Below are 22,751 nucleotides of genomic sequence, written 5' to 3'. Positions count from 1 at the left end.
TACTTTGTTAATGAGTCTTAGCGAAGTATTTTAGAAAAAACTTAGAACCAAGATATGTTTGAGCGGAGCGAGTTTATCTAGGTTCTTAGTTTTTTCTAAAATCTGAGCTTTAGACTCATAAAAAAGTATTTATGGTGCCGAAGAAATGCTAATATATCCTTGGGGGTAGATGAAGTTCTAGGCCAAGCACTATATATCCTGCCAAAGATTCCAGCTAGCGTCAGATGGCATTCTCCAGTCACCTCTAGGAGAAAGACTTATAGTACCAACTTTAGGTCCGTCAGGCAAAGCAGATCGCTTAAATTGTTGAGAGAAAAATCTTTTTATAAATATATTAAGCCATTTTTTTATAGTTTCCTCATCATAATCATCTTTAAAAGCATGTTTTGCTAAAAATAATATTTTTTCAGGTTTAGATCCATTTCTTACAAAGTTATATAAGAAGAAATCATGTAGTTCATATGGTCCAACTATATCCTCAGTTTTTTGTGTAATGTTTCCTTCTTTATCCTTTGGTAAAAGTTCAGGGCTTACAGGAGTATCAAGAATATCCATTAATATATTGGATATTTCATTTTCAACCTCTTTTTGTGCTACATATTTTACTAGATATCTTACTAAAGTTTTAGGAATAGAACAGTTAACGGAATACATAGACATATGATCTCCATTATATGTAGCCCAACCTAAAGCTAATTCTGATAAATCACCGGTACCAATTAACAATCCGCCTTCTTTGTTAGATATATCCATAAGAATTTGAGTTCTTTCTCTTGCTTGAACATTTTCATAAGTCACATCATGTTTTTCTACATCATGACCTATATCCTTAAAATGTTGAAGGCAAGCAGGAACGATATCTATTTCTCTAAGATCTGTATTTAGGTTTTTACAAAGGTTAACTGCATTATTATAGGTCCTATCTGTAGTTCCGAAACCAGGCATAGTTACAGTAATTATATTTTTACTAGAAATACCAAGCATATGAAAAGTTTTTATCATAACTAAAAGAGCTAGTGTAGAATCTAATCCACCGGATATACCCACCACTGCCTTTTTTATACCAGTGTGAGTTATTCTTTTAGCAAGAGCAGCAGTCTGTATATTAAAGATTTCTTTGCAGCGAAGCTCTCTTTGATTTTCGTCAGAAGGAACAAAAGGATGTTTATCTACATATCTATCAAAGATAGTTAAGCTAGAATCTTTAAATTGGAACTTTAGTTCATAAGCTTCAAAGGGTAAAAGTTTTACCATATCTCTAAAGCTTAGATTTTTTAATCGTTCATTATTTAATTTTCCAACATCTACAACAGAGGTTATGACTTCATTCTCTCTTTGAAATCTCTTATTATAGTTTAATAAAGTACCGTTTTCTCCTATAATTAAATCACCACTAAATACTAAATCTGTTGATGACTCAAAGACTCCACAGGAGGAATATACATATGAACATATACATCTAGCACTTTGTGTAGAAACTAGACTTTTTCTGTAATCCGATTTACTAACAATTTCATTGGATGCAGATAGATTCCCTATAATATTAGCTCCCATCAATGTCAAATAACTGCTTGGAGGTATTACGGTCCAAAGATCCTCGCACACTTCAAAAGCAAATCTAAAATCACCACTGGTAAATAATAAGTTAGTTCCAAAGGGAATTTCCTTCTGAAAATACAAATCTATCTTCTTATTTATTATTCCAATACCTTCCGTAAACCATCTTTTTTCATAAAACTCAGTGTAGTTAGGAATGTAGCTTTTTGGAACTATTCCAAGAATGCTACCATCAAAAATTATATATGCACAGTTATATAAGCAATAATTATATGTAAGTGGTGAACCTACAGCTATAAGAATATCTTTATTCTTAGAAAACTCACACAAACTCTCCAGAGCTTCCTCAGAACGTTCAAGCAAAAGCTGCTGTTCAAAAAGGTCACCACAAGTGTATGAAGTTATGCAGAGTTCAGGAAAAACTACAAATTTTGAATCTTGTTCTATAGCTTTATTGATGCATTCTTTTATATTTTTTAAGTTAAATTCTATGTCAGCTACGTTAGTTACAGGGCAGGCAGCTGATACTCTAATAAAATTATTATTGGACATTTTACCATTCCCTTCATTAAGCATAAGTTGAACTTTATAGATAACCATGCCCGAAATTTAACTTATACGACCGAATATGCTGCCAAACTTCGGCACATTAAAAACTTTTTAAAAGTGCCATCAGTTTTGGCATCATATTCCTACGTATAAGTTAAATTTAAGTTGTGGGTATCTATACATTAATAAAACAAAGTAAAACTTCGATAATAGACAATATTTTTTAATATATATTATATTGTATCAAAAATTTATATAAAGCTATTATTTTATTTATAATTATCGATGTATAATAAAAAATTGTCAAATAAGTATTTGATAATTTTTTTATTAGATTACCAATACATTTAGTAAATTATTTAGAAATAATGTTAAAAACAAAGAAAAGGTTAGATAGCACCTTTAGAGTTATCTAGAATTGCTTAAAATGATATCAAATACCGTATATAAACAAAAATCAACCTTTATATATTTCAGTACATGCTGTATTATTATAACATGGTTTCACAGAGTATTTTATTAAGCATATGAATAATATTATAGGATTATTATTTATTTGAGAGGGGGAGAGGGTATATGTCAAGTTCTCTTATTTTATGGTTGATTATAGGCGTTATTGCATTAGTTGTCGATATTATTACAAGTTCATTTTTATTTGTATGGTTTACTGTAGGAGCTATAGGAGCTATAGTTGCTGAAATACTAGGTATGTCCTTTGTAGTACAGACTGTAAGTTTTATTGGTATCAGTGCAATATGTATGGCTTTAGGATATCCTATAGTAAAGAAAACTATAAAAAAGTCTGTAAACCCTATACCAACTAGAGAAAAAACATACATTGGTAAGGAATTTACAATAACAGAAGAAATCTTAGAAACAAATTCTATTAAAGTTGATGGAGTATATTGGAAGTTAATAAACGAAGGACCTATGATACAAAAAGGAGATAAAATTAGGATTATAAATATTAAGGGAAACAAAATAATTATTAAAAAAGTTTAGAAGGAGAAATATATTATGATTGGTACAATTTTAATTTTATTTATATTTGTTATTTTAATAGTTGGAGTTATGTCATCTATAAAGGTAGTTAATACTGGGTATGTAAGCATAGTGGAGAGGTTAGGGCAGTTTCATAGAACATTGCAACCAGGTTGGCATTTCTTAATTCCTTTTGCTGATTTTGTTAGACAAAAGGTTTCTACAAAACAACAAATATTAGACATAGAGCCTCAAAGTGTTATAACCAGTGACAATGTTAAAATATCCATAGATAACGTAATATTTTATAGAGTTATGAATCCAAAGGATGCTATTTATAATATAGAAAGTTATCAATCAGGTATAATTTATTCTACAATTACTAACATGAGAAACATTGTAGGTAATATGACTTTGGATGAAGTTTTATCAGGCAGAGACAAGATTAACGGGGAACTTTTAAAGTTAGTAGATGATATTACTGATGCTTATGGACTTAAAATTCTTTCTGTTGAAATTAAAAACATAATTCCACCAGCAGAAATACAACAAGCTATGGAAAAACAAATGAAAGCAGAAAGAGATAAGAGAGCAGTTATTCTTCAAGCAGAAGGACAAAAACAAAGTGAAATTGCAAGAGCTGAAGGTGAAAGACAAGCTAAAATATTACAAGCTGAAGCTGAGAAAGAAGCAAATATAAGACGTGCAGAAGGGTTAAAACAATCACAATTACTTGAGGCTGAAGGTAAAGCTAATGCCATCGAAGCTATTGCAGAAGCTCAAGCAAGAGCTATAGATAAAGTTAACAAGGCTATAATAGAATCTGGTACTAATGAGACTGTCATAGCATTAAAACAAGTAGAAGCTCTACAAGAAATGGCTAAAAATCCAGCTAATAAACTTATACTTCCAAATGAAACTTTATCATCATTGGGAAGCATTGCAGCGGTAGCAGAAATGCTTAAAGGATCCAAGTAAAATTTATTTTTGAATATATTTTATTATGTTACAAATATTTTTAGTTTTCAGGGCAGAAAATCCTCTATATGGGTTTTCTGCCCTTTATTTTTACTGATTATAAAATTCTAATATCAATAAAAACTTTAATAAGTATAATACTAAGGAATATAACCTTAATTATGAGCATATAATTAAAGCAATGCTAACTAGTAAGGTAAACTAAAGGAAAATAAATAATAATTTTAAGATAAAATATAAATTTTTAATTAATAGTAATTGTTCTGAAAAATGAATGAAAATAATTAAAAAAAATGACATACAATTTAATTTATAAAATATACATGTCAAAAAATATTAATATACGACCAGAAATAACAAAATAAAATAACTTAGAATAATTAATTTTAAATAAAATGGAATATTATGCGAAGGAATTTAGAGAAAAATAGAGATATACAGCATAATATAAGCTTATTTTAGTGTAACAATTAAATTTAATAAATTTTAATAAAATTATCGTAAAAAAGGTTGATTTTATAAATATATTAATTATAATAGTTTATGGGGCTAGAAAAAAATGGTAAAGATTAATGCTTTTTAGTAGGAGAAGGAGAGGTTGTAAATATGCAGAATAATGAACCTAAGGTTGCATATTTTAGTATGGAATTTGGGCTAGATTCAAGCTTTAAAACTTATGCTGGAGGGCTGGGAATACTGGCAGGAGATTTTCTAAAGGCTGCTAAAGATAACAATTTACCAGTTATAGGCATAGGAATCAAATGGAAACAAGGATATGTAGAGCAACAAATTGATGAAAAGGGTAGAATCGTAGATTCGTTTTATAATAATGAGTACGATTTCCTACAAGATACAGGTGTAAAGGTAAGTGTTAAAATTAGGGGTAGAGATGTATTTTGTAAAGTGTGGAAAGCCGATTGCTTTAATAATTCTGACCTCTACCTTCTAGATACTGACTTACCAGAAAATGCTGATAGATGGATAACTGGACAGCTATATGGATGGTTTGAAGAAGAAAGAATAGCTCAAGAAATGATACTCGGCATTGGAGGGATTAGGGCTATAAGAGCTCTAAATAAGAATGTAGATGTATACCATTTTAATGAAGGACATGCGGTATTTGCCGGACTTGAACTTATAAGAGAAAAGAAATATAGGGGATATAATCTTCACCATGCCTGGGACGAAACTAGAAACCAAATTGTATTTACTACTCATACTCCTGTGCTTGAAGGAAATGAGTTTCATGGATTAAATATTTTAGAGTACATGGGAGCTTTTAATGATTTAGATAAAAACTTAATTAGAGAAATAGGTGGGGATCCTTTTAATATGACTGCTGCAGGACTTAGGTTATCAAGAAAATCTAATGCAGTTTCTGTACTTCATGGAAAAATCGCTAACGATATGTGGAAAAATATTGATAGAAGAAGTGAAATAATAAGTATAACAAATGGAGTTCATATAAATACTTGGGGAGATAAAAGTATAATAGAAGCTTATAAAAATGGCCAAGATTTATGGCAGCTTCATGAGAAAAATAAACAAGAACTTATAGATTATATTTATGAGCAAAATGATGTTAAGTTAGATAAAGATAAACTTCTGATTGGATTTGCCAGAAGAGCTGCTCCATATAAAAGAGGAAACTTGATATTTACAGATGAATATAAGATTCGATCATTTTTAGAAAGAGGAGATATTCAAATTATAATCTCTACAAAGGCCCATCCTTTAGATTTTACAGGAAAAGAAATAATAAAGCATATATTAAGCATACAAGAGAAGTACCCGAAATCTGTAGTGTTTTTAGATAACTACAACATGGAAAAAGCCAAACTTCTTACAAGAGGAGTAGATGTTTGGTTGAATAATCCAAGAGTTACAAAAGAAGCTTGCGGAACCTCTGGGATGAAGGCTGCTATAAATGGAGTTTTAAACTTAAGTACATTAGATGGATGGTGGCCAGAAGCATGTTGGGATGAAGTAACAGGCTGGCAAATAGGAGGAGGCTTTGTAACAGATAACATACAAGTACAGGATAGACATGATGCAGATAGTCTTTATGATGTTCTCTTTAATAAAGTATTAAAAACCTATTATGATAATAAGAAAAAATGGAATGAGATGATGGTTGCTTCTATAAATGGAATTATAGAAAGATATTCTGCTGATAGAATGGTAAAAGAATACTATGAAAAGTTATATAAATAGGTGTTAAATAATTACTAAATTTTAATAAATTTATCATGTATTAAGAGTTAGGAATTGAAACTAAGCTTTTCAGTATGTTTCAGTTCCTATACTAACTAACTCTTAGTAGGAATAAAAGGAGAGGTAAAAATGAGGATACTAATGCTTTCATGGGAATACCCGCCTAAAAATATAGGGGGGTTATCAAATCACGTTTTTTATCTGTCCCGTGCTTTAAGTAGGATGGGACATGAAGTACATGTTGTTACGTGTGAAGAAGGTGCAGCACCGATAGAAGAAAATAATTACGGGGTTATTGTACATAGAGTAACACCTTATAAAGTATACACTGATGACTTTACAAAATGGGTTATGCATCTAAATTTTTCTATGATAGAAGAAGCAACAAGAATCATTACAAATAGTGAAAAGTTTGATCTAATACATGCCCATGATTGGCTTTCCGCTTTTGCAGCAAAAAGTTTAAAGTGGTCTTTCAAAATTCCTATGGTAGCAACTATACATGCTACAGAGCACGGAAGAAACCGTGGTATAAAAACCGATATACAAAGATATATTTCCTCAACAGAATGGGTACTAACTTATGAGGCTTGGAAAGTTGTAGCATGCAGTAATTATATGAGACAACAGGTTAACGAGTTATTTGAATCTCCTTGGGAAAAGATTTGGGTTATACCTAATGGAGTAGATCCAGAAAAGTTTACTTTTGGATTTGATTGGATAAACTTTAGAAGAAATTTTGCGAAGGACAATGAAAAAATTGTTTTCTATATCGGAAGACATGTATTTGAAAAGGGAATTCATGTTCTTGTGGATGCGTCACAGGAAATAGTAAATAGATATAATGATACTAAGTTTGTTATAGCAGGAACAGGACCAATGACTGAGGAATTGAAGAACAAAGTAAGAGAAAGAAGTTTAGAATCTAAGTTTTTATTCACTGGATATATGAATGATGAAACCAGGGATAAATTATATAGAGTAGCTAATGTAGCAGTGTTTCCATCATTGTATGAACCATTTGGCATAGTGGCCTTAGAAGCAATGGCAGCAGGGTGTCCAGTAGTGGTATCTAACACAGGTGGATTTAATGAAATAATTGAACATAGAGGCAATGGCTTAAAGGCTGTAGCAGGATCTACTGAAAGTATTATAGATAATGTAAGCGAATTGTTGTTTAATGATAACCTTGCTAGAACTGTAAAAGAAAATGCAATAAATACCATTTATGCTAAATATACTTGGGAGAAGGTAGCAGAAATCACCAGCAATATGTATGAACTAGTTAAGACGGAAGCGAAAGGCACTGAGTGGGAGATTAAGGAGCATAGACAAATTAGAGAAGAGATGAAAAATCAGCTAAGAAATGAACTTGAAGAGCAAGTAATAGAAAATCTCAGATCAGAGCTTAAGTATAGTGTTGAAAAAGAGTTAGAGGAAAAATTAACAGATAAAGTTCAAAGCGAGTTAGCAGATAAATTGAAATCTAAGGTAGAGGAAGATTTGCGAATTGAACTTAATGATAAAGTAATTCAGGATTTAACTAAAGAATTTAAGTCTAAGATAGATGTTAACAAATGTACTGTAGACAATATTGCAGCTAAAACCATAGAAACTTCTGATTATATTTTAGAAAACAAAGAACTGATAACAGATGATATAGAAAAAAATGTAAAAATTGAACTTTTAACTGAATCTAGAGAAATAACAAGTGATGAAATTGAATCTAAAGAAATAACAAATGATGAAAAAGAGTGCAATGTTACAGATGGGGATAAAACTGATAGCAGTGTATTAGACGCAAAGGAAGATGTACATGAAGAACATAAAAGCAAGGTAAAATCTCTAGCTATAGAAGCGGGTAGTGCTAGTATAAATGTTACTGGAAAAATTGAAGTAAAGCCAGGAAGAAGAAAAAGAGTAACCGCTAAAAAAATTAAGTAAATTTTAGAAAAGGGGATGGAATTTATGAAAGCTATAATAATGGCTGGGGGAGAAGGAACAAGATTAAGACCATTAACATGTAATATACCAAAACCAATGATGCCCATAATGGATAAACCGGTTATGGAATATGCAGTGGAACTATTAAAAGAGAATGGAATAACTGATATAGGGGTTACACTACAATACTTACCAGATGAAATAATAAATTACTTTGGGGATGGAAAAGATTTTGGGGTTAATATAAGATATTTTATAGAAGAATCTCCGTTAGGAACTGCAGGCAGCGTGAAAAATGCAGAAGGTTTTTTAGATGACAGTTTTATAGTTATAAGTGGAGATGCTTTAACAGATATAGATTTATCAAAAGCTATTGCATATCATAAGAAGAAGCAGTCTATAGCAACATTAGTTTTAAAGGAAGTACCTGTACCTTTAGAATTTGGAGTTGTTGTAACAGATAATGATGGAAGAGTTTCTGGATTCTTGGAAAAACCGAGTTGGAGCGAAGTATTTAGTGATAAAGTTAATACAGGAATATATTTGTTAGAACCAGAAATATTCTCCTATTACGAAAAAAATCAAAAGTTTGATTTTAGTAATGATTTATTTCCTATGCTCCTACATGATAAAAAACCTATGTTTGGCTATGTAGCAGAGGGCTACTGGTGCGATATTGGTAATATTGAACAATATATAAGATGTCATTTTGATATATTGAAAAGCTTAGTAAAGGTAAATATTAAAGGCGATAAATATAAAGACGGTATATGGGTAGGAAAAGATTGTGAAATAAGTGAAAATGCATATATAGCAGCTCCAGTTTATATAGGTAGCGGAACTAAGATATATGATGATGCAGAAATTGGACCATATTCTGTTCTTGGAAGAAATAACATAATATCTAATGGTGCTACTATAAAAAGAAGTGTTCTTTTCAATAACTGCTATATAGGAGATAATGCAGCTGTTAGAGGAGCAGTTTTGTGTAAAAAAGTGCAGCTAGAATCAAAAGCATCTGTATTTGAAGAAGCAGCCGTAGGTGACGATACACTAGTAAGAGAAAGAGCTATAATTAAGCCAGGTATTAAAATATGGCCGAGTAAAATTATAGATGCTAGTTCTGTAGTAAAAACAAACATGATATGGAAGGGAAAATTCTCTAAATCTTTGTTTGGTAAAAAAGGTATAAGAGGAGAAGTGAATGTAGATATAACTCCAGAGTTTGTTTCTAGATTAGGATCAGCATATGGATCGATTTTGAAACCAGATTCAAAGGTTGCTATCAGTTGTTCCGATAATGGGGCCGCTCAGATGTTTAAGTATTCTCTTGCTACAGGGCTTTTATCTATGGGAGTAAATGTTTTAGATTTGGGAAGACTACCAAGAGCTTATGCAAGACAATCCACTCTATTCTTTGGAGTACATGGAAGTATTCATGTATCTATAGATGAAGATATTCCAGAAAAAGTTAACATATTGTTTATGGATGAAAATGGACTTGACATAGACAAGAATTTAGAGCGTAAAATTGAAAATAGTTTCATAAGGGAAGACTTTAGAAGGGTTAAAACTGATACCTTTAAAAAGATAGAACATATGGATAAATGTATCGAATATAATGTGAGACAGCTATTAAATGAACTAGGTGTTCATAATATAAGAAGTCAGAAGTATAAAGTAGTGTTAAGTGCAAAAAACCCAATGGTATTAAAAATTGTAGAGACTTTGTTCCACGAGCTTAAAATAAGTGTTAAAATTCACCATGAGTTCAATGATATACAAGGTATGAAAAAGGAAGTAATAGAAAATAGCGCAAATTTAGGTATTAGAATTGATGATGAGTGCGAAGGTGCAATATTTATAGATGAAAAAGGAAATGCAATTAAAGATGAATTATATGATGCTTTAAATGCTCTTGTTATGTTAAAATCGAATAACATAAAAACTCTAGTTGTGCCAGTAACTGCATCTTCCACAATGGAAAAGATAGCTGAAATGTGTGGTTCTAAATTTATAAGAACTAAAACTTCACAAAATGCTATTTTAGATGCATATTTAAAAAATGAAACTGCACTTTGTAGGAGAGATATGGTTAGCGCTTATCTAATGACTATAGATGCGGTAAGTGTATGTGCTTTAACTCTTAATCTTATGGCAACAAGTAACTTGCCGCTTTCAAATATAATGGCTCAAATTCCAAGATACTATGTTACAAAGACAGAAATAAAATGCCCATGGAATATGAAGGGTAAAGTTATGAGAAATCTCATTGAAGAGAATGACTCTAAATCAGTAGATTTAATTGAAGGGGTTAAGTTAAATTTCAATGATGGATGGGCTCTAGTTTTACCAGATGCAGATGAACCTCTTTGCAGAGTTTATGCAGAATCTAGAGATTCCGATGATTTAAAAAAACTTACAGACGACTTGTTAAAGAGAATTGAAGCTATAACTGTTGAAGACTAGAGGGTTTAGGTGAAAATTCAACTTATACTCCGTGATATGTTATCCATACTTCATCAGGTTAAATACTTTTTAATGAGTCTAAGGTTCGGATTTGAGAAAAATCTAAGAACTTTGATAAACTCGCTATGCTCAAACATATCTAAAGTTCTAAGATTTTTCTCAAATACCTCACCAAGACTCATTAGAAAAGTATTTAAATTTGACTTCAGTATGGATAACATATCACTACGTATAAGTTAAATTTTGAGCCTGAAACTTGGCATATATTTAGAAGTACATTTTCATTGATTTAGCGCGTTAAATAATTTTGAATATACTTTTAGTTATAATGACATGTCCCTTTGTATAAATAGAGTTTTGAGTCAAAATATATAGTAAGTAGAACATTGATAACAGTGTTCTGCTTTTTGTTTTATTAGTGTTATAATATTAAATAGAGTTGGAAACTTGTAAAATGAATATAGAGTAATTATGTAAAGTTCGCGATTTGATTTTATATATGGGTCCACACTTGAAATTTAAGCTATACGTAGGAATATGCTGCCAAAACTGATGGCACATTTAAAAACTTTAGACTGATTAAAAGTTTTTAACGCGCCGAAGTTTGGCAGCATATTCCGGAGTATAACTTAAATTTCAAGTGTGCATTTATAACATATAAAGATACTTGCAAAGAAGGTATGAAAACTATGAGTTTAAGATTTATATTTGGAAGAGCAGGTAGTGGCAAGAGTCACTATTGTTTAAATGCAATAAAAAAGAGAATAGATGAGGATTGCAGCAATCCCTTAATATTATTAGTTCCGGAGCAGTTTTCTTTCCAGGCTGAAAAGAATCTTATAAAAGTTGTAGGAGAGGAAAGTATGCTTAGGGCTAAGGTTTTTAGCTTTAGAAGAATGGCATATACTGTTTGTAATGAAGTTGGAGGGATTACAAGACCTCATTTAAATGACGCAGGAAGAAGCATGCTTATCTATAAAATAATGGATGAAAATAAAGATAAGTTTAAGGTTTTTGGAAAAGCAGCGAAAAAGAATGGATTTGTAAGCACAGTGTCTAATATTATAACAGAGTTAAAGCGTTATAATGTTACAGTGGAAACACTTAAAAGTACTTTGGATAGAATAGAAAATGAAAATTTAAAAAATAAAATTGAAGATGTGATTTTAATTTTTTCAGAGTTTGAAAAAAAGCTTCATAATAATTATATAGATACCGAAGATGATTTAGCTATACTGTCTGAGAAAATTGACAAATGTCATGTATTTGATGAAGCAGAGATTTGGGTGGATGAGTTTTCAAATTTCACTCCTCAACAATATGTAGTTTTAGAAAAGCTTATGAAAAAAGCTAAGAAGGTAAATGTAACTTTATGCACAGATTGCTTAAGTGGGGAATGCGACACAGATAACACTGATATATTTTTACCAGTTAAGAATACAGAAAAAAAACTTTTAGAAATCATGGAAGCAAATAACATAGGATATGATAAACCTATTGGGCTAAAGTGTGATCCTTGCTATAGATTTAAGGACAGTAAAGAATTGCAGCATCTTCAACATTATTTATTTGCATATCCATATAAAGCTTATAGGGAAAGTATAGATAATTTACATATTTTTAAAGCACTTAATAAATATGAGGAAATAGAGCAAACAGCTAGAGATATAGTTACAATATGCAGAGATAAGGAATTCAGATTTAGAGATATTGCAGTAGTAAGTGGGGATTTAGAGGGTTATGAGAATTTAATCAGAGCGGTTTTTGCAGAGTATGACATACCATATTTTATTGACAAAAAAAGAAAAATAACAGATAACCCTATAATAACTTTAATAGTTTCTGCGGTAGAAATATTATCTAAGAATTGGTCTTATGAGTGTATGTTTAGATATCTAAAGACTGGGCTTTTAGATTTACATAGAGAAGAAATAGATATAATAGAAAATTATGTGTTAGCTAACGGTATAAGAGGCAAAAAGTGGATTGAAGATAAAAAGTGGAATTTTAGAATAAATTATGAATTCAATGAAGATGAAATATTAGAAGATGAGCAAAGTATTTTAGATAGAATAGATCAGGTAAGACAAAAAATAAAGGAGCCCCTTTTAAATTTGTCTATAGCTACTAAAGGAAGAAAAAATGCATTACAAATGTGCGAAGAATTATATAAGTTTCTTTGCGAAGTAAAAATACCTGAAAAAATTCAAAGCTTATTAGATAAGTTTAAAGCCTCAGGTGAACTTGACAAAGCTAATGAATACACTCAGATATGGGATATTGTAGTAGAAACTTTAGATCAAATAGTAGAAACTATAGGTAATGAAAATTTAAGTATGGATACCTTTGCTAAGATATTATCTACAGGTTTTGGAGAATATGAAATTGGGGTAATTCCTCCAGCTCTAGATCAAGTGCTTGTAGGCAGCGTTACAAGATTAAAGAGCCATGATGTAAGTGCACTATATATCATTGGAGCTAACGATGGTGTTTTTCCAGCAGTAATTCCACCAGAAGGAATTTTAACAGATGGAGATAGAGAAAGCTTGAAAGAAAGAGGTCTAGAAATAGCAAAGGATACAAGAAGTAGGGCCTTTGAGGAACAATTTTTAGTGTATACTACCCTAACTATTGTGAGTAAATATTTGAGAATAAGTTATCCAATGGCTGATGAAGAAGGAAAAGCTAAAAGACCATCTATCATAATATCTAGAATTAAAAAGATTTTCCCAGAAATAATTGAAAAAAGTAATGTTATAAATAATGGATATGAAGAAAATATAGAGGATATTTCTAGACCTAAAGCCACCTTTAATGAGTTTATTAGCAATATAAAGAGAAATAAAGAAGATCAGTGCATAAATGATCTATGGCTTGATGTATATAGGTGGTATAAGAATGATGAAAACTGGAATGACAAGTTAGATACTGTATTAAGGGCTTTTAATTATACTAATAAGGCTGAAATTATGGATACAAAAAAAGTTAGAGAGCTTTACGGAAGACATATGTATATGAGTGTATCTAGACTTGAAAAGTTTGTAGAATGTCCTTTTGCATATTTTGTTCAATATGGTCTTAAGGCTAAAGATAGAAAGATTTATAATTTAAGTGCACCAGATTTAGGAAGTTTTATGCATAATATATTACAGGATTTTTCTATGAGTATTAAAGAAAAAAATTTGAGTTGGAGAGATATAGATAAAGAATGGTGTGAGAAAAATGTATCAGATATAGTTGATAAAACCTTAGAAAAAGTACCAGGCTCTATACTTAATAGTTCTAAGAAATATGGTCACGTTACCACAAATTTAAAAAGGGTTCTTACAAGATCTGTTTGGCTTATTACCGAACATATAAAAAGAGGAGGGTTTAATCCATCTGGTTATGAATTAAGCTTTGGTAATTCAGGGGATTTTCCTCCAATATCAATACAGCTCCACTCTGGTGAAAATGTAAGCTTAATAGGAAGAGTAGATAGAGTAGACAGACTGAATGAAGAAAGTACTTCCTACTTAAGAATAGTAGATTATAAATCAGGAACTAAAGAATTTAAGTTGTCAGATGTATACTATGGTTTTCAAATACAGCTATTAATATACTTAGATGCAATGCTTTATGAATTGGAAGGAAGAATAGATATTGAGGCTTTACCCGCTGGAATTCTTTATTTTAAATTAGATGACCCTATTATAAAAGGAAAAGGAGAAATGTCTGATAAGGAAATAGAAGAAAGGATAACAAAAAGTCTTAGGATGAATGGTCTTCTGTTAAATGATCCTAGTATAATAAAGGAAATGGATAGTGAGATAGAGAAAAGTTCTGATATTATTCCTGCAACCATGAAAAAAGATGGAACATTGTCAGAGGCACAGTCTTCTGTGGCAACCTTAGAACAATTTCAGCTTCTTAGAAAATATGTAAGAGATACCGTGGAAAAATTGTGTGAGGAAATGTTGGAAGGTAATATAGATATAAGACCTTCTAAGAAAAAGAATAAGGATTCATGTGAATACTGCATATATTCATCTATTTGTCAGTTTGATACTTCCATGAAGGATAACAGATATAAAGTACTGAAAGATAAATCAGATGAAGAAATATGGAAAGAAATTCAAGAAAAGGTTTCTGAGTAAAAAAGTAATCTAGCCTGTAGCTCCTTAAGGAACTGCAGGCTAGATTGCTTAAATGTTTTTTAAGCAACCATAAATGGTACTTAAAGTTTGGAGGTGATAGGGAAAGTTTGTAAAAGTTAAATGGGGGTAAATTTAATCTATATTATATTGAAGAATTCAAAGTTATTATAATGCATATTAGTTTTGAGATGTTTATAAACTAATATCTTATATATTTAGTATATGAAAAATATAGTTTTGTGTGATTAAAATTATATATAAAAATTATAATTTAAAGAAAAATATTTTAGTAAATAATTAGAGTAGGATATAACTTTATATCACTTTGATTTATTAGCAAGTTCTCTTTCAAAACTTTCTACAGCGGCTTTTACAAAATTTCCACCTATAGCCCCGCCAACAGTACCACATACTCTAGAAGACATATTGCCCCAATATCCATCTTTAGGGGTATCAATACCTAATTCTTTAGCCAATTCTGTTTTAGTTTTTGCATTCTTAAGTTTACTTTCATAATTAGTATATATCTCTTTATTTCCCATAATGTATTTTTACCACCCTTCCTTATAAGTATATAAAAAGTCAATTTTAATAGTTATTTAGATAAGCATAACTTAAATTTAACTTATGCGTAGGGGGAGATTACCAATGTTGAAGTCACATTTAAATATTTTTTTTATTAGTCTTAGCGAAAACTTGATAAAAAATCTTAGAACTTTAGATATGTTTGAGCGTAGCGAGTTTATCAAAGTTCTTAGATTTTTATGAAACTCCTCTTCCTTATAGTCAGAGGAGTAAGCGATTCGCACAAAATCACAGATTTTGGCTCTCTGCTTAAGTTTGAGCTTTAGACTAATTAAAAATATTTAACGTGACGAAACATGGTAATATCCCCCGGAGTATAAGTTAAATTTCGGGCATGTTTAAATTACTTTATAAGATTTTTTTCAAAGCTTTCAATCATCTTTTTTACCATATTACCACCAACAGTACCACATCTTGATGCAGGAACATATCCCCAGAGCTTATTGCCAGAAGCATGAGGAACTTCCACTCCAAGCTCAGTAGATACTTCTTCCTTAAGCTTGCTAAGATTATCTTGGCTTTGTGGAATTATTGGACCTTGTTTGCTGCTCAATATGAATACCTCCTCTGTTATAAAAAAATATTTATAGTATTGGTATCTATAAATATAGTTTGCATTAATTATTTTTGTATTCTATGAGGATTATTACAAATATTATAATTAAAGCTAATATAATTATATATAGATACCTTTTAATCCAGATTAATAATAAATAAAAAATTTATAAGAAATATGGAGGGCAAGATATGAGGTTATTATTGACTAATGATGATGGAATTAATGCTAAAGGATTATATGAATTAGCAAAGGAACTTGAAAAAGAGCATAATATAATTATAGCAGCTCCATGTTCTCAAAGGAGCGCATGTGGGCATTCTATAACTCTTACAACACCTATAGAGGTTGAAGAAGTAAAACTTCAAGGTATAAATGGTAAAGCTTACAGTATAAATGGAACACCAGCTGACTGTGTGAGAATAGCTCTAGATAAGCTATCAGAAGAGAAAATTGATATGGTAGTATCGGGTATTAACAGTGGATTTAATTTGGGAACAGATGTTATTTACTCAGGAACGGTTTCAGCAGCTATTGAGTCAGCCATTTACAAAATTCCATCTTTAGCTATATCAGTAGAAATTAAAAAAGAGGAAGAGAAATATGAAACAGCAGCAAAATATGCAGCTGAAGTATTGCGAATAGTTAAGAATAAAGAGATAGGGGATGATGTTGTACTTAATGTGAATGTACCCTTAATTCCACAAGAAGAAATTAAGGGAATTAAAGTTTGTAAGATTGGAAGTAGAGTATATAAAAATAGTTTTATTGAAAAGATTGAAAACAGTGAAGATATAGGGAAAAAAAGATTTAAGCTAGAAGCTGAACTAGAAGATCAGGACTGTGAAGATACAGATATATATTATGTAAAGAGAGGATATGTAACTTTAACTCCACTACACTATGATTTAACAAATTTTCTTATTCTAGAACAAGTAAGTAACATGTTTAATCCTTAAACTATTTTAGGTTGTGGGAGCTTGTGTAAAGAGGAATTAACTATATTTTATAAAAAATAATGGAAATAAAAGTAAAGTAGTATTATAATTATTAAAATAAACTTAGTTTTATAGATAACCATGCCTGAAATTTAAGTTATACTCCAGGATATATTACCATGTTTCGTCACGTTAAATATTTTTAATTAGTCTAAAGTTCAAACTTGAGAAAAATCTAAGAACTTTGATAAACTCGCTATGCTCAAACATATCTAAAGCTCTAAGATTTTTTCTCAAATTTTCACTAAGACTAATAAAAAAAATATTTAAATGTGACTTCAACATTGGTAATATATCCCTACGTATAACTTAAATTTCGGGCGAGGATATCTAAAAAAGCTTCCACATTCAATTTTTATTTGATAGGAGATGGGAAAATGAGAGAAAAAATTGTAATCATAGGAAACGGAATAGCAGCTATAAGTGCTATAAAAGCCATTAGAGAAGTGGACAAAGAAATTGAAATAAAAGTTTTTGGAGAAGAAAAGTTTTATCCATATAGCAGATTAAAGTTATCTAAAGGACTTTTAGGTTCCTTAGAAGAGGATAAAATGCTGCTTCAAAAAAAACAATGGTATGAAGAAAATAACATAGATATTAATCTAAATGCAAAAGCCATATCTATTAATACAGAAGAAAAAGAAGTAACATTTTTAAATGGACATAAAGAAAATTATTCAAAATTATTATTAGCTAACGGATCTAGCAACATAGCTCCACCTATAGATAATGATAATAGAAAAAGTATGCTTACTTTAAGAACTTTAGAAGATGCAAGAAAAATGGTAGATACAGCTAAACATGGTAATACCATACTAAGTATTGGAGGAGGTATTCTATCATTAGAGTTAGCATGGGTTTTATGTCAATTAGGTAAGAAGGTAATTATATCAGAAATATTACCTAGACTTATGCCAAAACAGTTAGATGAAAGAGCTTCTAGCATACTAAAAAAGTCAGTGGAAGCTCAAGGTGTAGACATTATATTAAACAACGAAATTAAAGGAATATGTGCTGCAGAAAATAAAATAGAGGGAATACTAAATGGTAATGGAGATTTTACTCCCTGTGATATGATTACATATTCCATAGGAATCAAACCTAATATTGATATAATAAGAGAAACAAGTATAGCAGCTAATAAGGGAATACTAGTAAATGAAAAAATGGAAACTAGTGTAAAGGATATTTATGCAGCAGGAGATATAGTTGAATATGAAAATAGAGTTTATGGTTTATGGAACATAGCAATAAGTCAAGGAAACACAGCAGGATATAATATAGTAGGTAAAGAAAGTATATACAAGTCTATTACCCCTGTTACAACCATGAATGCATTTAATATATCCTTATTTTCTATGGGAAATGTTCAGGATAGTGATGCATCCAATGTAATAGTTGAGGATGACGGTGAAAATAATTCCTATAAGAAAATCTTTATAAAAGATAATAAGATTAATGGAGCTGTAATAATTGGCAGTATTAAAGGATCTCAAGTTATAAAGAAAGCTATAGAGGAAAGATTAGAGTTAGAGGGTATTAATTTTGATAATGTATATATAGATGAGCTAGTTGATATAATAAGAAATAAAAAGTAAACATAACTATATAATAATCCACATATGTTATTCAGTGTAAATATTCATATGTGGATTATTATTTTCAAAGCTATCTTATCGTACCCCCTTACTCATTAATTATGGTACGTATATATAATAGTAACACATTTTTTATGTGTTTTTTTATAGATAAAGTGAAACTTGAATCAGATAGGAGTATCAGAGATGGTAGTCATCGGATAAAATATAGTAGGAGTAATATAAGAGGTGGACTGATGTTAAAAAGTGGACATATTCTAGATGGAAAGTATGAAGTAATTAAAACTCTTGGACAAGGAGGCATGAGTGCTGTATACTTATGCAAAAATTTAAGATTAGAAAACCTTTGGGCAATAAAGGAAGTTAAAAAAGAAGTACAAGATAGTATTAACTTTTTAGCAGAGCCAAATATATTGAAAAATTTGAGTCACACTGGAATTCCAAGAGTAGTAGATATTTTTCATGAAAATTATAATTTATATATGGTAGAAGATTATATAGAAGGAGAAACTCTAGAAGATTTTATAAAGAGAAAAGATGTTATAGAGCCTGATGAAATTTGCAGCATTGCATTAAATATTTGTGATATAGTTTCATATTTGCATAGTTTTAATCCTCCAATTATATATAGAGATTTGAAGCCTTCTAATATTATGATAACTCCATTAGGTAAAGTTGTATTAATAGATTTTGGTATATCTAGAGTATACAAGCAAAATAAGGACAGCGATACTATTTATATGGGATCAAAAGGTTATGCTGCACCAGAACAGTATGGAAGAGGACAGACTTGTATACAAACAGATATATATGGATTAGGTGCAGTTATTTATTATATGATTACTAAAAAAGCTCCCAAAAGTTTATTAGATCCTTTGAAGGATGACGGCTATGAATATAGTGTGGACAACAGCTTAAAGAATATAGTACAGAGATGTATGCAAATTGATGTAAGTGACAGGTATAGTTCTATAATACAGCTGCAACAAAATTTACAACAAGTTTTTCATAATCATACTAATACAGTTACTGATAAAGATAGCAATAAAAATTGGGAAGAAACTTTAATAATAAATAGTAACGAAAATACCAATGTGTTTAAGTCAGTTTCTATAGATTACATAAGCAGAAATTTAAAAAGTAAAAAAGATAATGGAGCTACTAAGACTTTATATAATTCAGTTAAGAATGATTTAACGGGTACAAAAGGTATAGATAACTTAACCAATGAGGATAGTGGGACTGAGACTAAGTTTAACATAAATAAAACTGATAATAGTAATATTAAAGAGAACATATTAAAAAAGGATTCTTTAAAGGAAAAAAAACATAAAAAAATTTTAAGCAAGAAATTAATATATGTGGCAGTTCTAATGCTATTTGTTGCAATTACAGCTTATATTTTTACGGGGTATGATAAGAAAGAACAGCCTGTAAGTAATAATGTTAACACTGAGAATAATGCTAGTAAAAATAATAATACAAGCAGTGATAGTGAAAAAAATAACGTAAATAAAGATAAAAATAGTGATGAAATCAATAAGAATGGAACAATTTTAAAAAATGAAGCTGAGGATAAGGCAATAATTGTAGAAGGAATTTTAAATAAAAATTCACCAATATTACTATCAGGAAATTACAATAATAATGATAAAAGTAAAACTAAGGGAAACGGAAAAAACAAGGGGAATAGCAAACACGATGGCAAGCATGATGATAAAGATGATGACAAAGAAGATTCAAAAGAAAGCAATGTTGTGCAGGATGTGGCTTATAAACTAAATCCATTTGCTATGTGCGGAATATATAGCGGAAACTTTAAAGTTACCCTCCAATATATTGAGGTTAAGGGGAATAATATAAGCACATATTGTTCTATTGAGAATAGCACAAGTAAGACCTTTGAAATAAAAAATAAAGAAAGTACTTATTTAGTTAATGATAAAGGTGAATATACTAAAGTAAATTTAGATAACTCCACAGATATATCTAAAATTCCTCCGAAAACAACGTTACAAAATGTAAAAACGAGCTTTAGTAACTTTAATATTAATACATCTCAAATTATATTAAAAGCAAAGATCAACGAAATAAACTTACCAGAAAGTAAAGATATAAATCTTATAGTAAAGGTACAATAGGATGACTTAATTAGTCATGAATAGTATCCCTAAAAATTTAAAATACTAATTATGAAATTTTAAAATTAATAGGGAGATGAATTGAATGAATACAAAGATGGTACCTTCTGAATTAAAGCGTCATATCGTGGAATTTTTAAAGGAGTATAAAAGTGGCTCACTTGCTACTTGTATTAAAGGTATTCCACGTAGCAGTCCGGTGCAATATTTCATGGGAAATAATTTGGATATATACATTATATCTGCTGGTGGAGACAAATTTGATGCCATAAAAGAAAATCCTAATGTATGTCTATTAGTAAATACCGAGTATATAAGCTATAGACAAATAAAAGGAGTGCAAGTTTTTGGGAAGGCGTCAACAAGTGTAGAAAATTCTTCACTATTTGATGAGGCAAAAGAATACTGTCCAGACAAAAACATCATGATTCAGGAGAAGGATAAAATAAAAGTAATAAAAATCCACCCAGATGAAATAGTATATTTAGATTCTTTAAGTACTGGAAATAGAACTAAGCAAATTCTAAGAAATGATCAAGTTGTTATTAAAGAAGAGAAAATACTTGTAGCTCATTAAAACTTAAAAAGTAAAAAGGATGTCTCAAAAATCAAAATTTATAAAAGACTTGTAATAATTCATATAAAAATAGGATTTGTACTGAAATTAATTTTATTTTCAGACAGCCGTGCTATGCAGTAGGTATTATGGGATACCGGCTAGGAATATTGAAATAGTTAATAAATGTAAAATGAGAACTAACAGTTCTCATTTTATATTTAATGAAAATTTTATAATTGCTAATTAAGGTAAAAGTTAACCTATAAAGTGTTATCATAATAAATGATATTATTAGAAATTATCTGTAAAAAATTTATCTAAATCAAAATCTATTGATTTACCATGACGTAAAAAGTCTCTTAGTTGAAGAAACTTTTCATCAAAATGCTGAATAATTCGTAGGTTTTCTTTCTCTAAATCAGTTGTATTAAGCACATTACTAATGCCACCATTTTTTAAAACTAATCGTGTATTACCCATTAGTGCTAAAATTGGATCATGTGTGGACATAAGTACTATTTTTTCTTTCTTAATTAGAAGATCCAATGCTTTCTTACGATCAATACCTGCATTTTCAATTTCATCAATTAGCACAATTGGTGAAGAACTTAAATAAGCAGTATCTGCAATCATTAAAGCTCTAGATTGACCACCACTAAGAGCAGTAACTGGTGTAGCTTTAACAAATTTTTCACCAGATAACTCATTGGCTTGTTCAATAATTAAATTTACAGTATCTTTTATATTGGAGATCATTCTACTTTCTGCATGCATGGTTATAAACTCTTCCACAGTCATGTCCAAAATAAAATTCATATTTTGTGAAAGTTGAGCTACTAACTTATTTTCCATAGAGAATCTCATTGATTCATCAGGAACTTCATTATTGATAAGTATTTGTCTACCAGTAGGAGTATCTTTTTGTGCTATCCATTCAATATCTCCAAGAAGTCGGCTTTTTCCAGAACCAGTAGGACCTACTATACAAATAATATCTCCGGGTTTAAAAGTTATATTTATATCTTCAGGTATGCCATTTTTGGTATGTCCCCCTATTATGGTAATACTCTGAATTTTATGAGATAAACTTTCTTTCATTTTTTCCATGTTACAAATTATATCTTCTAGATGAGGTAACAGAGCCTCTTTTTCTATACCTAAATTTAGAAAAATATCTTCATCTAATGAATTAATAAACTCATCAAGGTTTAAATCTTTCATCTTATTTAGATTTACTCCATAGGAAGAAAAAAACTCTTCTATGTAAGGGTATTTTTCAAATAATTCACTTAGCTTCATATTATCTAGCTCATAAACCATTAGTAATTCTCCCTTCCGTGCTTAGTTTCTATTGAGGATTTCTGTATAGATACCCATAGCTTAAATTTAACTTATACGTAGGAATATGATGCCAAAACTGAAGGCACATTTAAAAACTTTTTTATCAGTCTTAGTGAAGTGTTTTTAGAAAATCTTAGGAGCTTTG

13 protein-coding genes and 1 pseudogene are annotated in these 22,751 nt (G+C 30.0%); 10 read left to right on the top strand and 4 right to left on the bottom strand.

The features are described from left to right. Positions 1 to 189: 189 nt before the first annotated feature. On the bottom strand, positions 190 to 2,109 hold the full coding sequence (locus HGI79_RS03975; protein ID WP_185649368.1) for an NAD(+) synthase: 1,920 nt from the start codon (positions 2,107 to 2,109) through the stop codon (positions 190 to 192). 573 nt (positions 2,110 to 2,682) lie between these two features. Here HGI79_RS03975 and HGI79_RS03970 point away from each other — a divergent pair. The 6 genes from HGI79_RS03970 to addB all read left to right on the top strand — a co-directional run bounded on the left by HGI79_RS03970 (position 2,683) and on the right by addB (position 14,828). After that, on the top strand, positions 2,683 to 3,108 hold the full coding sequence (locus HGI79_RS03970; RefSeq protein WP_185649367.1) for an NfeD family protein: 426 nt from the start codon (positions 2,683 to 2,685) through the stop codon (positions 3,106 to 3,108). A 15-nt stretch (positions 3,109 to 3,123) separates the two neighbouring features. Then, a complete protein-coding gene (locus tag HGI79_RS03965; RefSeq protein ID WP_185649366.1) occupies positions 3,124 to 4,065 on the top strand; it encodes an SPFH domain-containing protein in 942 nt (313 codons plus the stop codon). 606 nt (positions 4,066 to 4,671) lie between these two features. Further along, positions 4,672 to 6,279, top strand: coding sequence for an alpha-glucan family phosphorylase (gene glgP / locus HGI79_RS03960; protein ID WP_185649365.1), 1,608 nt, complete (start codon positions 4,672 to 4,674; stop codon positions 6,277 to 6,279). 129 nt (positions 6,280 to 6,408) lie between these two features. Then, positions 6,409 to 8,223: a glycosyltransferase family 4 protein gene (locus HGI79_RS03955; RefSeq protein ID WP_185649364.1), complete on the top strand. Its 1,815-nt coding sequence runs from the start codon at positions 6,409 to 6,411 to the stop codon at positions 8,221 to 8,223. 24 nt (positions 8,224 to 8,247) lie between these two features. After that, positions 8,248 to 10,692 (top strand): sugar phosphate nucleotidyltransferase, encoded by a 2,445-nt coding sequence (locus HGI79_RS03950; RefSeq protein WP_185649363.1) that lies wholly within the window; start codon positions 8,248 to 8,250, stop codon positions 10,690 to 10,692. Positions 10,693 to 11,381: 689 nt separating this feature from the next. Then, entirely contained in the window at positions 11,382 to 14,828 is a 3,447-nt protein-coding gene (gene addB, locus HGI79_RS03945) for a helicase-exonuclease AddAB subunit AddB (RefSeq protein WP_185649362.1), read from the top strand. Between the two features lie 320 nt (positions 14,829 to 15,148). Here addB and HGI79_RS03940 read toward each other — a convergent pair whose 3' ends face one another. Beyond that, positions 15,149 to 15,370, bottom strand: a complete 222-nt coding sequence (locus HGI79_RS03940; RefSeq protein WP_185649361.1) for an alpha/beta-type small acid-soluble spore protein — start codon at positions 15,368 to 15,370, stop codon at positions 15,149 to 15,151. Positions 15,371 to 15,756: 386 nt separating this feature from the next. Next, complete coding sequence (locus tag HGI79_RS03935; RefSeq protein ID WP_207725701.1) at positions 15,757 to 15,966, bottom strand: alpha/beta-type small acid-soluble spore protein; 210 nt, start codon at positions 15,964 to 15,966, stop codon at positions 15,757 to 15,759. A 194-nt stretch (positions 15,967 to 16,160) separates the two neighbouring features. Here HGI79_RS03935 and surE point away from each other — a divergent pair, with 194 nt between their 5' ends. From surE to HGI79_RS03915, 4 genes are all read left to right on the top strand, one after another. After that, on the top strand, positions 16,161 to 16,928 hold the full coding sequence (surE, locus tag HGI79_RS03930) for a 5'/3'-nucleotidase SurE (protein WP_185649360.1): 768 nt from the start codon (positions 16,161 to 16,163) through the stop codon (positions 16,926 to 16,928). A 416-nt stretch (positions 16,929 to 17,344) separates the two neighbouring features. After that, positions 17,345 to 18,565 (top strand): NAD(P)/FAD-dependent oxidoreductase, encoded by a 1,221-nt coding sequence (locus HGI79_RS03925; RefSeq protein WP_185649359.1) that lies wholly within the window; start codon positions 17,345 to 17,347, stop codon positions 18,563 to 18,565. 236 nt (positions 18,566 to 18,801) lie between these two features. Next, complete coding sequence (locus HGI79_RS03920) at positions 18,802 to 20,706, top strand: serine/threonine-protein kinase (protein WP_185649358.1); 1,905 nt, start codon at positions 18,802 to 18,804, stop codon at positions 20,704 to 20,706. An 85-nt stretch (positions 20,707 to 20,791) separates the two neighbouring features. Next, entirely contained in the window at positions 20,792 to 21,283 is a 492-nt protein-coding gene (locus HGI79_RS03915; RefSeq protein ID WP_185649357.1) for a pyridoxamine 5'-phosphate oxidase family protein, read from the top strand. A gap of 273 nt (positions 21,284 to 21,556) precedes the next feature. On the opposite strand, the pseudogene HGI79_RS03910 reads toward HGI79_RS03915, so the two are convergent. Further along, positions 21,557 to 22,231, bottom strand: a pseudogene (locus HGI79_RS03910) (ATP-binding cassette domain-containing protein); the annotation flags it as partial. Positions 22,232 to 22,751 lie beyond the last annotated feature (520 nt).

It is taken from the genome of Clostridium sp. DJ247, assembly GCF_014231265.1.
The sequence above is the reverse complement of the archived record's forward strand: the minus strand, read 5'-3'. Positions and strand labels throughout refer to the sequence as shown.